Raw genomic sequence first — 12141 nt, 5'->3', positions numbered from 1 at the left:
AGCGATGATTGCGGCACCGCCTGGCACGTGGCGCGTAGATGGCTCGAACGGCGCAGGCTGCTCGCTGGTGCGGCGCTCGTCCTGGCACTTGCGTGCCGGCGCGCATCACCGGAAACGCACAGGGGACGACACCATGAGTGGAGTACGCGTACTGGTTGGCACCCGCAAGGGCGCGTTCATCCTGACCGCGGACGGCACGCGCGACCAATGGACGGTCAGTGGGCCGCACTTTGGCGGCTGGGAGATCTATCATCTCACGGGCTCGTCGGCTGATCCGAATCGGCTGTACGCCTCACAGTCCACGGGCTGGTTCGGGCAACTGATCCAGCGCTCCGATGATGGTGGCCTGACGTGGACGGCCGTTGGGAATGCGTTTGTGTACGACGGCGTGCCCGGCACGCATCAGTGGTACGACGGCACGCCGCATCCCTGGGAATTCACGCGGGTCTGGCATCTTGCGCCGTCGCTCACCGATCCGGAGACTGTCTACGCCGGGGTGGAAGACGCGGCGCTGTTCCGCAGCCTGGACGGCGGCCACACCTGGCAGGAGCTGGCCGGGCTGCGGGAGCATGGCGCCGGGTCGCGCTGGCAACCCGGCGCGGGCGGGCTGTGCCTGCACACGATCCTGCTCGATCCGTCCAACCCGGGGCGCATCGTCATCGCCATCTCGGCGGCGGGAGCCTTCCGCACCGATGATGGGGGCACCACCTGGCAGCCTATTAACCGAGGGCTGCGGTCTGACTATATCCCGGACCCCGATGCCGAGGTCGGGCACTGCGTCCACAAGATCGCGCGCCATCCATTGCGTCCCCACGTGCTGTTCATGCAGAAGCACTGGGATATTATGCGGAGCGACGACGCCGGCGATTCGTGGTATGAGGTCAGCGGGAACGTGCCGTCAGACTTTGGGTTCCCGATCGCCGTGCATGCCCATGAACCCGACACGATCTATGTCGTCCCGATCACCAGCGACTCCGAGCATTACCCACCGGAGGGGAAGCTGCGCGTGTACCGCAGCCGGACGGGCGGCCATGCATGGGAAGCCCTGACCCACGGGCTGCCCCAGCGCGACTGTTACGTGAACGTGTTACGCGACGCTCTGGCCGTGGACGCGCTCGATCCATGCGGCGTGTACGTCGGCACGACCGGCGGACAGGTGTACGCATCGGCCAATAGTGGCGATACGTGGACCGCGATTGTCCGCGATCTGCCGTCCGTCCTTTCCGTGGAGGTGCAGACGCTCCCATGATCCGAGTCATGCTCCCCGCCCACCTGCGGATGCTGGCCCAGCTCACGGGCGAGGTGGAACTCCAGATGGCGGGTCCTGTGACCCAGCGAACGGTCCTGGACGCGCTCGAAGCCAGGTATCCTATGCTGCGCGGGACGATCCGCGACCACGTGACGCAGGAACGCCGCCCCTTCGTGCGAATCTTCGCCTGCGAGGAAGATCTGTCGCATGAGTCGCCGGATGCGCCACTGTCCGCCGCCGTTGCGACCGGGATGGAGCCGGTGATGATCGTGGGTGCGATTGCTGGAGGCTAACGCGGCGCACAGGGCACGCGCCGCGTCTGATCGGCGCTGGTCCAGGTCATCATGTCCTTGATCCGCGCCACGCCCGCGTCGCCGCGCTCGGTCACGATGTCGGTCGCGCCGAACGCCAACGCGAGCTTCTGGCGATCCGCGTGACGGCTCATGGCGATGATCCGCTCAGCGCCAAGCTGCTTGGCCGCGAGGATGGCGCAGAGGCCGACCGCGCCGTCGCCGACGACCGCGACGGTCTTGCCGGGACCGGCGTCGGCAGCCACGGCCCCGAACCAGCCGGTGCCGAGCACGTCGGAGGCCGCCAGCAGGCTCAGGATCAGGTCGTCGGGCGGCCTGTCCGCGGTCGCGACCAGCGTGCCGTCGGCAAGCGGGATGCGGGCGTACTCGGCCTGGGTCCCGATGGTCTGCGACACGAACTCGCCGTTCACGCAACGGGACTGGTAGCCGGACTGGCAGATCGGGCAGGTGTTGTCGGAGATGACGAACGAGCCGACGACGAACTGGCCGGGTTTGATGGTGCTGACCGCGCTGCCGACCTCCTCGACGATGCCAACGTACTCGTGCCCCATGGGCTGCGGCTGGTTAAACACCTCAATGCCGCGGTAGGGCCACAGGTCGGACCCGCAGACGCAGGCCGCCGAGATGCGGATGATGGCGTCGGTCGGTTCAAGAATCGTTGGGTCGGGGCGCTCCTCGACGCGTACATCCCGCGGGCCGTACAGTACTGTTCCTTTCATGGTGTATCTCCTCCAATAATAGTACGTATGTGGTCGTGTCGTCCATGACGGCGGCATCTCGAACCCACGCTTGCCCAGCGCAGAGCTGGACCGCGACATCCTCGAGTATGTCAGGGCGGAGCAGTTCGAGGGCATGCCGCCGTACCGAATAGTGGTAGAGCCCGGGAGCAACGCCCTCCACGCGCTGGATGAGCGGATAGACCTCGATGGGGTGACGCGCCCCGCCGGAGGGACTGGTCTTGAGCAGGTACGGACCGAGCACCGGATCCTCAAGTCGGTGACTCGCGCCCCACGTCCAGAGCACAACGGTTGCGAAATCGGAGCGCGAGATGGGTTGCCGCAGAAAGTGTCGTAGCGTGCGTCGTCGACGCAGCACATCCCAAAACTCCCCGGTTTGCTCCTCGAACCGCGCGGGCAGGTGTATCGTGACATCCCCGTACTCCTTGTACGGAGATGGCGGTGGATGGGCTGCCGCGAGCACCTGATGGCGCTCGCGTTCGGTCATCAGATGGGGGAAGGTGTCAATAACCGCCCCGTGAACGAGGCGGCTTGCATCTAGACCCGCAGGTCTGATGCGATTGGCTGATTGACGGGCAGCCCGCCAGGATCAGATCTACCGCTCCTGGCTTGGTACGTGGCAGCGATCGTGTAGGCGGCGTTCACATCCGCCGCGTTCCCTGGTGGGCGTCCAAACGATCGACCAGGGGCGCGTGTTCGGGCGTCTGTATCACGCTGGCGGAGGTACCGCCTTTCGCGGCCACGGTCGTCCATACCACCGCGAGCGAGAACGCCACGACGCAGGTGAATCCCCAGCAATGCGCGTGCCGTGTGGGAGCACGCGGCGCACTCCGACACCCCCACCACCCAGCGCGCAAACTCCATCTGGTCATGCGGTCCCTGCCGCTCGACCATCCAGCGCTCGACTACCTGCTCCACGATCCCGGTGTGGCGGAGTGGGCAGCGGCGCTTCATCTCCCCGCGAGCAGCGTGTCTCAAAAGCCTTAAAACGTTCGGAGAACGGCATGTTGAGACATCATGTGAGAGCCGTTACCATAACGTCGCAGAACGTATACCTTTCGAAACCTGTTATTCAACATGCAGGGTGCTTATCGTCACCGTTGCTTAGGGTGGCGATAGGTGCGGTTAGCGTTCTCGGTGGTGCTTCACGAGCGCTGCCAGACTCGCTCGGACACCCTGGGTACTCGGATGATCCGAACCGACCACCTGCTCGTAGATCGTCAATGCTTGCTCCAGATAGCGCCGCGCCTCGGCGTCCTGTCCCTGGGCGTGCAGGACGAGGCCCAGATGGTGGAGGCTTTCCGCGGTGTCGGGATGCTGCGGGCCGAGTCGGTGCGTAAAGATGGTGAGCGCTTGCTCCAGATAGCGCCGCGCCTGCACCCGCTCGCCTTGCGCGTGCAGCACCTCGCCCAACCCGCTCAGGCTCCTGGCGGTGTCGGGATGGTCCGCCCCCAGCACGCGCTGCTGAATCGCCAACGCCTGCTCCAAGTAACCCTGTGCCTGCGCGTACTGACCTTGAGCCTTGAGGACCACGCCCAGATTGAGGGGGCTCCTGGCGGTGTCGGGATGGTCGCCGCCCAGCACGCGTTGCTGGATCGCCAGCGCCTGCTCGTAATAGCGTTGGGCATCGGCGTACTGGCCTTGTACCTCCAGCACCACACCAAGGTTGCTGAGACTCCTCGCGGTGTCGGGATGGTCGTCGCCCAGCAGGCGCTGCCGGATTGCCAGCGCCTGCTCATAGTAGCCCTGTGCCGCCGCGTACTGTCCTTGATCCTTGAGGACCACGCCCAGATTGTTGAGACTCCTCGCGGTGTCGGGATGGTCGTCGCCCAGCAAGCGCTGCCGGATCGCCAGCGCCTGCTCATAGGCGCGCTGCGCCGCAGGGTAGTGGCCTTGCGCCCACAGCACAATGCCCAGGTTATTGAGGCTCCTGGCGGTGTCGGAATGGTCGTCGCCCAGCACGCGCTGCCGGATTGCCAGCGCCTGCTCCAGGTAGCCCTGCGCTTCGGGATAGACACCGAGGAGCCAGAGATGGTAGCCCAGCGCATTACATAATCCCGCCGTGCGTGCATTCGCGCGCTGCTGCGCCGCATCGGTAATGAAGCGGAGGTGCGGCTGGATAGCCAGGACGGGGCGGGGATTGCGCTGCTCGTTCAGCGCATCGGCCACGTGTAGCATGGTCGCTTCCACCGCCGCCTGGGCCGCTCCGTCGACCAGCACGGCGTGTACAAACGCCACCACCAGCCGATGCAGACGGAGGTTGCCTGCCGCGTCGGTTTCCAGCAGCCCCAGGTCGATTAAGCGTCGCAGGGCATCCTCAGCGTGCAGCGCACGGTCCGTGGCATCGTCTGGGAGCGCCAGCGTTTCGAGGAGCAACCGGCGCGGTAGTGGCTCCCCCGGTGCGAAGCACGCCGCATGCGCCAGCAGCGTCAGCGCCAGCACGTCCGTGGGATCGGCACCATCCAACTGTTCATAGCTTTGCTCAAAGGTGCGCGCCACATGGTGCACGTGCTTCGTCGGCGAGATGCCCGCTGCCCGGAGTGAGCGATCGTTGAGGATCGTTGAAGCGCGCAGGCGCGCCCGATACTGGGCGGGCGTGATGGCATAGCGGTAGTGTCCCAGGAAGCTGCCCGCGAGATGCAAGGCCAGCGGCAGATCGCCCAGGGCTTCGGCAATCGCCTGGAGGTCGGCATCATCCTCTCGCAGATCCGGGCGGAATTTGCGCAGCAGCGCGATACTCTCCAGCCGGGGCAGCACGTCCAGCGGCACCGCCTGCACACCAAGGGCGGGATTCCAGTGATGACGGCGGCTGGTGAGGAGCACGCGACAGCCGCCGTGCTTTGGTCGCCATTGCTCCAACAGTGCCTCGTCCTCACAGTTATCGAAGACCAGGAGTCGCGCAACCGGCTCCTTCCAGGCCGCTTGCACCCGCTGCACCTGCTCGTCCAGCGACAGCATGCCAAACGTGGAGCGAAGATCCATGCCATCTGCACCACCGCACGCCGCAACCTCTGCTGGGACGGCAGCAGGATCAGCGAAGCTGAGCCAGAAGACGCCGCCCGGAAAGCACGGCCCGTAGCGATGGACGAACTCACACGCCAACTGGGTCTTGCCGATGCCGCCGAGGCCCGTCGCCGCCGCGATCTCCACCTGCCCGATGGCCGCCGTCTCGCTTCCCGTCAGGGCACGGGCCAGCTGGCGTAGGTCGGTGTCCCGGCCCACGAACAGCGGATTGCAGCTGAATGGCATCCGCGAACCGGGTGGCAGTGGTGCAGGTGATGGTACCCGGTCAAGGGGCAGTGGCGCGATCGGAGGCTGCGGGGTCGCCTGCGAACCGGGATCGCTCGGAGTGAGGATCGGCGGTAAGCGATCCGCACTGCGTTCGCCCCGGGCCACCTGAAGAAACAGGGCGCGCTCGTCGGGGGCCAGCGCGAGGCAGGTCGCCAGCCGCTCCGCAAGCTGGCGCGAGGGTCGCTGGAACTCCGCTTCCTGTTTGCGGATCGTCACTTCGGCGCAGCCCACGCAGTCCGCTAAGGCCGCTTGGGTCAGGTCAAGGGCTTTGCGACGGCGGCGAATCCACGCCCCGAGCGACGGCTCGTGCGCTCGATCGTCTGGCATAGCTGGTTCTCCCCAAGGTCCAAGCGACACCCGCATCCGGTGCCGACAGTCGGGGCAGCGTGGGGGGATCGGGATGATTATACACGGCTTCCGTCCGCAGCGGGAGTCCCAGCGTGGTCGCCGGACCGGGGCCGGCATCCGTTAAGTCTATCTTAACTCAATCGGTTTTTGGATCGGAAACCGGTCGCATACCCTGGCAGAAATCTGGTGTACTACCGCTAGCGGACCTGCACCCCGGCCGCAGCGGAGGCGGAGCGACGAGCGATGATCGGCTGGTTCCGCACCGCGGCTGGTTCGGCCCGGGTCGCCCGTGATGGGTCGGTACCAGGCAAGGCAGCTGACACGCCGGATGCGCCGAGCCGCATTCCCGAAAGGAGGTCCAGCGACCAACGGTGGTGTCTGCCTGTACTCCTCCCAGCTGCGGATGCGCGACCATCGCCCCTGATTCGGATTGCCTGGGAAGGTTGTTCGGCTCTGCCAGATCGCATCGCCATAGTGTTGGCGCATGTGTGTCCACAATCATGTGCGGAAGGATGACTCTATGAAACGGTTGATGACCCTGTTCGTGATCGTCGGTGTCCTCGCGGTTCACTCCCTCTCGCTGCAAGCCGCATCAGGCGCGGTGGGTGTTGCCCGTGCGCCCGCCGCCCCGGTCAAGGGCAAGCCCATTGCCGATCAGTACATTGTGGTGCTCAAGGAAAGCGGCGATGGTCAGGCCGTCGCCCATGCGCTCGGTGTCCAGGCCAGGCACGTCTATTCAGCGGTGCTCAACGGCTTCGCGGCAACCTTGAACGCGCGCCAGCTTGCGGCGCTGCGCCAGCATCCGCTGGTCGACTCCATCGAGCAGGATCAGGAAGTCACGCTCGATGCCACGCAATACTTCCCCTGGGGGTTGGATCGGATTGACCAGCGCCCGCAGCCGCTGTCGGGCAGCTATACCTACAACTCCACGGGCGCAGGCGTGTATGCCTACATTATCGACACCGGCATCGCGACGGCGCATCCTGACTTTGGTGGACGCGCGTCCAACGTCTACGATGCGTTTGGTGGTACCGGCGCGGACTGCAACGGCCACGGCACGCATGTCGCGGGCACCGTGGGCGGCGCAACCTACGGCGTGGCGAAGCAGGTGCAAGTACGGGGCGTGCGCGTGCTCGACTGCAATGGCGCTGGCGCGTGGTCAGACGTGATCGCGGGTGTCGATTGGGTACGGCTGTACGGGCAGCGTCCGGCGGTTGCCAATCTGTCGCTCGGCGGCGGCTTCCTGTCGTCGGTCAACACGGCGGTCACGAATCTGGTGAACTCCGGCATCTTCGTGGCGGTTGCAGCAGGCAACAATAATGCGGATGCCTGCAATTACTCGCCTGCCAGCGCCGCCGGGGTGCTCACCGTGGCGGCATCGGACATCAACGATGCCAGAGCCTCGTTCTCGAACTACGGCAGCTGCGTCGAGGTGTACGCGCCGGGCGTGAATATTGGATCGACCTGGCTCAACAATGGCTCCAACGCGATCAGCGGCACCTCGATGGCTTCGCCGCATGCGGCGGGCGTGGCGGCGCTGTACAAAAGCAGAAACGGCGAAACCGCGTCGTCAACCATCGTGAACTACATCATCACCAACGCGACGACGAACGTGATGACGGGCAATCCGACAGGTACGCCGAACCGACTCCTGTTTGTGGGGTCGCTCACCCCACCGTCAGGGCCAACGCCCACCGCCCCCCCCCTTCAACCGACCGCGACACCACAACCGCCAACGCCAATGCCGACACGGGAACCCTGGACCTGCCCCCCAGAGTGTCGGTAATGGTGGCTCCCGCAATGTGGGTGTAGTAAAGGTGCAGCCCAGCGGCTTGCGGCGGGTAGCGAGCCGCTGGACATGGATGCAGCAGCGCGCGAAGTGCTGCGCATCGCTCGGCTGGTGCAGGCCGACAAAGAAGCGCAGCGCCATCAGGCAGCGGCCTCGTGCGCGATCTCTGGCGCGGCCTGGCGTGCTGCGTTGATGTGTGGGGCGATCGTCATCGTCGTCCTCCTTGATCGTCCTACTCGGTTCGTCGCTCCGGCGGTCGTGGCGCTATGAGCACCGGGCATCGGCCTGGGCTGAACACTGCTCGCAGCAGGACGCTCCCCTACCACCGAGCGCGGCGCAGGGTGATCGTGCGCCCGCCCCCTGAATCGTGGTCAAACCCTTCCCTGCGGTGATTGAATTGTCCTGCGCCCGAACGGTACGCGGGTGTAGCCTGGTGTGAGGGATGGCCCACACGTCCCGATCGTGCATAGTCTGCGCCCCTCCCTCCGTTGCTCCATGACCATCCCATCAGCAACAACCGCAGTGCAGTTCAAAGGAGGCTCGTATGCCACTATCCTTAGAACACGTGGCAGGTGGATGGCAGCACCGTGTCCGCGCCGTCGTAGCCCTCCTCCTGCTCCTGCTGCCGACCCTCGCCGCCGCGCAGACTCCACCGCCCAGCATCACGCTGACCGACCTCGGTGCCACCGAAGGTGCCTATAGCGAAGCCACGGCGATCAACCATCAGGGCGACGTGGTGGGCTACACGGACGCCCGGAACATCGTCGTGTGGCGGAACGGGGTGATGACCAAGCTCGGCATGTCGGGCACGGTCACGGCGATCAACGACCACGGCCAGATCGTGGGCGCGGCCTTTAACCACGGCTTCATCTGGCAGAACGGGCAGCGGACCGACCTCGGCTGGGGCAACATCCCCGAGGCGAACAACAATCAGGGCCAGGTCGTCGGCTGGAGCAGCGGGGGTTGGAGCCCGTGGGCGTCCGACACCGGCTTCATCTGGCAGAACGGGCAGCTGACCCACGTGGGCACCCTCACCGATGTGGTTGGTGCAAGTAGCGCCGCCGTGGCGATCAACGAGCAGGGGCAGGTGGTGGGCACCAGCGACACGGCGAACGGTGAGCGCCATGGCTTCATCTGGCACCACGGGGTGATGACCGACCTCGGCACCTTGGGGGGCGCTCGGAGCGCCGCCGTGGCGATCAACGACCGCGGCCAAGTCGCGGGTGTCAGCAGCACCACAAGCGGCGAACAGCATGCTTTCGTGTGGCAGCATGGGGTGATGACTGACCTGAGCACGCTGGGCGGAGATTCGAGCAGTGCCGTGGCGATCAACGAGCAGGGGCAGGTGGTGGGCACCAGCGCCACGGCGGATAGGCAGGACCACGGCTACATCTGGCAGCACGGAGTGATGCGGGATCTTGGAACCTTGGGGGGCCATGAAAGCCGTGCTACCGCCATCAACGAACAGGGCCAAGTGGCCGGGCACAGCGTCACAGCGACTGGCGCATATCGTGCCTTCGTGTGGCAGCACGGGGTGATGACGGACCTCGGTACGCTGGGCGGAGATGAGAGCCGCGCTGTGGCGATCAACGACCGCGGCCAGGTTGTGGGGTTCAGTACCACTCCGAGCGGCGAGCAGCATGCTGTGCTTTGGACGCTGACACCGCCCACGCCCGCGCAGCAGCTTGGTGCGCTCAAGGCCGACGTGCAGCAGCTCGTCACCGCCAGGGTGCTCAACCAGGGCCAGGGTAACGCCCTCACAGCCAAGCTGGATGCCGCCCAGCGCAGCCTTGACCGCGGCCAGCCAAAGGTCGCTGCGAACCAACTGGATGCCTTTGTGCAGCAGGTGGAGGCATTCCAGCGGAGCGGCGTGCTGTCGGCTTCCCAGAGGCAACCCCTGGTGGACCAGGCGAACGTGCTGATTCGGCAGCTCCAACGGTAGGACCGCCACCTGCATCAATCGTGCGTCGCCCAACCTGTCTTGGTTGGGCGACATGCTCTGCTCCGCTGCTCTACCAGAACGCCGTCAGGCAGCGGCCTCGCGCGCGATCGCCGGCGCGGCCTGGGCCTCGGCGGGGAGCGGCAGCCGGATGGTGGAGCCGCTGGCTCGCGCCCACCAGCGATCGATTTCCGGCAGGCCGTAGCCGTCGTGGAGAATGACCTCGGTATCCCGCTCCGGCGTGAGCGCGTAGCAGATCCGCAGCGTGACCGTGGTGTGGGGTGTGTCCGTCGTCAGCAGCGGTACGAACCGCTCAGCGCTGCAACGGCCTTTGACCATGATCTTTTGCTCGCGCTGATGCGGCTGGTCGTTCCACGCGAATTGGAAGTAGGCGTCTTTGTGCTGCCGGAGTAGGTTCTGGATGTCGTAGGGTCGGAACCGCACGCGCACGCTGCCCCCGTCGATGACGGCGACGTGCAACCACCGGCCGCTGTGAGGTAGTGCACGGCAGGGCAGCACAGGGTTGGTAACGTTGAGCTGGGGTCAGGCAGAGGACGGGGGCAGCATACCGATAATCTCTATCTTCTCCGCGATCCTGCTGCTCTATCTCTGGATTTCTTCCCCTCCCTCATCTTCCCTGGTTCTCGACCGATTTTAGGGTGTGATCATAATCGTTAAATCCAGTGCGCGAATCCATGTTCACACGGCAGCGCCATGTGCTACAATGGATCGGCACATGAGCAAACCGCTTAAGGCCCGCACATCTCATTGGCACGTTGCCGAGCTATTGGAGATCCCCGACGCTTCAGCCACGTATTCCCGCCATAAGGGGGCAGCGCGATGACGCATACGCACCAGCACCTACAGCCAGCGGCAACCAAGAAGGTATCCGAACGCATCACACGCACGCATGCGGCGCACGGCTCACCCGCTATGTCACCCCAGGAGGTCATGCGCTCTTCCATGGTAGGCATGCAGCCTGCCGACATCCTCGCGCTGCAAACGACGGTGGGCAACACCGCGGTGCAACGGCTGATCGGTGAGCGGGTGCAGCGGACGGCTGGTGCAGCCCCAGCCGCTCCAGCACCAGCCGCGGCGGCTCCTGTGCAGACGGACGTGGGACGGGTCGATGGACTCAAGCAGTACAAAGCGTGGCTGGAGGATCGGCTGAACGAGGTCGATCGGTTGCAGGGCAACGAGAAGGTCAGCCGGGTGCGTGGCATGCTGTCACAGATCGAAAGCGTCTCGGCGGCGATCATGGCGGGCACGCTCCCGGATGTGGACAAGCTTTCGAAGGCCCCCGAGTACGAGGAAGGCGGCAAGCGCGGCAGCGTGCCACCCGAGCTCATCGGCACGGTGCGCCAGTTTATCGAGCGGATCGAGCGTCCGGTGGCAGGAGCTACCGCCTCCGATCAGGCGCAGACCGAAGGCTCGCTCTATGACGCTGGCATGGACTGGAATGCTCGTCTGGGCGTGCCCCAATACCGCACACAAAGCGACAACCTGGCTGCGCCTGAGGCCACCTGCAACGTGACGAGTTTCGCCATGGTTGCGGAGCGCCTGGGCTACACTCGCGAGGATCTGCTGAGAGCCATTGAGAAGGAGCTACGGTCAGATTATCTGAAGACCGCCGAGGGCAGAGCGGCCGTCAAGGAAAAGAAGGCCGAGGAGATCCCGGTCCCTGACACCTTCTGGCAGCAGCAGGCCAAGCGCTATCTGGAAAAGGTCAACAGCGCGGCGAAAGGCTATCAAAGGTTGCGCGGCGGCACGTTGATCGGGGCGACCGCCACGCCGCGCCAGAAGAACGAGCAGATGACCGCGCTGGCCGCAGATTTCAAGGGTAGCGCACAGACCGAAGACCTGCTCGATTTTTTCCTCTCCCTCCAGAATATCTCGCGCATCACCATCAACTCCGATGCGACGCCCAAGCATGTGATGGATAGGATCAACCCCAACGACAGCACCGAGAACCGGGTGGAGCATGTTTGGGGCCCGTGGTCCGCCGATACCCGCAAGAAGCTCAAGGCCTGCCTTGATGCAGGTGGCGGGGCGATGATGAGCCTGTTCCACAAGGGCAGTGCCAGCACCGACACGCACATCATCAGCATCCAGTCGGTCACGGACAATGGCATCGTCGTGGATGATCCCTATGGCCGGATTAACCCGGCGTACCGCCGAGGCAAGGGGCAGGATGCCTATAAAGATCCGGGCAAGACCAGGAATGCCTCGCCCTACAAGAACCTGGTCCACAGCGAAGACAACGAAGATTGGACGGTCGCTGCTACGCAAGCGCCAACCAGCGACGAGACACGGGGCAACTCCTACGAGATGAACGACGAGATGGTCAAGACCCTGTGCCGCAACCTCGTGCTCTTCCATCGCGCGCAGGAGAAGAAGAAGAGATAATCCCAACAGACCTGCAACTTCCGGTGCACGGCCCGTGGGGTGTCTGTCGCCGCATCAGTTCATGGGGTAGG

9 protein-coding genes are annotated in these 12141 nt (G+C 65.0%); 6 read left to right on the top strand and 3 right to left on the bottom strand.

Features of this window, described 5'->3' with window-relative positions; genetic code table 11:
* Nucleotides 1-133 precede the first annotated feature (133 nt).
* Complete coding sequence (locus VFZ66_15375; protein HEX6290569.1) at nt 134-1249, top strand: hypothetical protein; 1116 nt, start codon at nt 134-136, stop codon at nt 1247-1249.
* Nucleotides 1246-1542: a MoaD/ThiS family protein gene (locus VFZ66_15370; protein HEX6290568.1), complete on the top strand. Its 297-nt coding sequence runs from the start codon at nt 1246-1248 to the stop codon at nt 1540-1542. The genes VFZ66_15375 and VFZ66_15370 overlap by 4 nt, the downstream gene beginning before the upstream one ends.
* On the opposite strand, the gene VFZ66_15365 is transcribed toward VFZ66_15370, so the two are convergent.
* On the bottom strand, nt 1539-2279 hold the full coding sequence (locus VFZ66_15365) for an alcohol dehydrogenase catalytic domain-containing protein (GenBank protein HEX6290567.1): 741 nt from the start codon (nt 2277-2279) through the stop codon (nt 1539-1541). The two genes, VFZ66_15370 and VFZ66_15365, sit on opposite strands and share 4 nt — an antisense overlap.
* Before the next feature lie 1143 nt (nt 2280-3422).
* The gene (gene fxsT, locus VFZ66_15360) at nt 3423-5915 is read right to left on the bottom strand and encodes an FxSxx-COOH system tetratricopeptide repeat protein (protein ID HEX6290566.1); all 2493 of its coding nucleotides are present in this window, start codon (nt 5913-5915) and stop codon (nt 3423-3425) included.
* Nucleotides 5916-6456: 541 nt separating this feature from the next.
* Between fxsT and VFZ66_15355 the strand changes: the two genes are divergently transcribed.
* From VFZ66_15355 to VFZ66_15345, 3 genes are all read left to right on the top strand, one after another.
* On the top strand, nt 6457-7722 hold the full coding sequence (locus VFZ66_15355) for a S8 family peptidase (GenBank protein HEX6290565.1): 1266 nt from the start codon (nt 6457-6459) through the stop codon (nt 7720-7722).
* A gap of 72 nt (nt 7723-7794) precedes the next feature.
* Nucleotides 7795-7995: a hypothetical protein gene (locus VFZ66_15350; protein ID HEX6290564.1), complete on the top strand. Its 201-nt coding sequence runs from the start codon at nt 7795-7797 to the stop codon at nt 7993-7995.
* Between the two features lie 274 nt (nt 7996-8269).
* Nucleotides 8270-9667: a hypothetical protein gene (locus VFZ66_15345; GenBank protein HEX6290563.1), complete on the top strand. Its 1398-nt coding sequence runs from the start codon at nt 8270-8272 to the stop codon at nt 9665-9667.
* 84 nt (nt 9668-9751) lie between these two features.
* Here VFZ66_15345 and VFZ66_15340 read toward each other — a convergent pair whose 3' ends face one another.
* Nucleotides 9752-10108, bottom strand: coding sequence for a hypothetical protein (locus VFZ66_15340; GenBank protein ID HEX6290562.1), 357 nt, complete (start codon nt 10106-10108; stop codon nt 9752-9754).
* A 507-nt stretch (nt 10109-10615) separates the two neighbouring features.
* Here VFZ66_15340 and VFZ66_15335 point away from each other — a divergent pair.
* Entirely contained in the window at nt 10616-12070 is a 1455-nt protein-coding gene (locus tag VFZ66_15335) for a hypothetical protein (GenBank protein HEX6290561.1), read from the top strand.
* Nucleotides 12071-12141: the final 71 nt, after the last annotated feature.

The sequence above is a fragment of the Herpetosiphonaceae bacterium genome, assembly GCA_036374795.1.
Classification (GTDB): domain Bacteria; phylum Chloroflexota; class Chloroflexia; order Chloroflexales; family Kallotenuaceae; genus LB3-1.
The sequence above is the reverse complement of the archived record's forward strand: the minus strand, read 5'-3'. Positions and strand labels throughout refer to the sequence as shown.

What these genes read in the sequence shown, in the direction of transcription:
- VFZ66_15375 (HEX6290569.1), top strand. Translation starts at nt 134, where the DNA reads ATGAGTGGAGTACGCGTACTGGTTGGCACCCGCAAGGGCGCGTTCATC.
- VFZ66_15370 (HEX6290568.1), top strand. Translation starts at nt 1,246, where the DNA reads ATGATCCGAGTCATGCTCCCCGCCCACCTGCGGATGCTGGCCCAGCTC.
- VFZ66_15365 (HEX6290567.1), bottom strand. Translation starts at nt 2,279, where the DNA reads ATGAAAGGAACAGTACTGTACGGCCCGCGGGATGTACGCGTCGAGGAG.
- fxsT (HEX6290566.1), bottom strand. Translation starts at nt 5,915, where the DNA reads ATGCCAGACGATCGAGCGCACGAGCCGTCGCTCGGGGCGTGGATTCGC.
- VFZ66_15355 (HEX6290565.1), top strand. Translation starts at nt 6,457, where the DNA reads ATGAAACGGTTGATGACCCTGTTCGTGATCGTCGGTGTCCTCGCGGTT.
- VFZ66_15350 (HEX6290564.1), top strand. Translation starts at nt 7,795, where the DNA reads ATGGATGCAGCAGCGCGCGAAGTGCTGCGCATCGCTCGGCTGGTGCAG.
- VFZ66_15345 (HEX6290563.1), top strand. Translation starts at nt 8,270, where the DNA reads ATGCCACTATCCTTAGAACACGTGGCAGGTGGATGGCAGCACCGTGTC.
- VFZ66_15335 (HEX6290561.1), top strand. Translation starts at nt 10,616, where the DNA reads ATGCGCTCTTCCATGGTAGGCATGCAGCCTGCCGACATCCTCGCGCTG.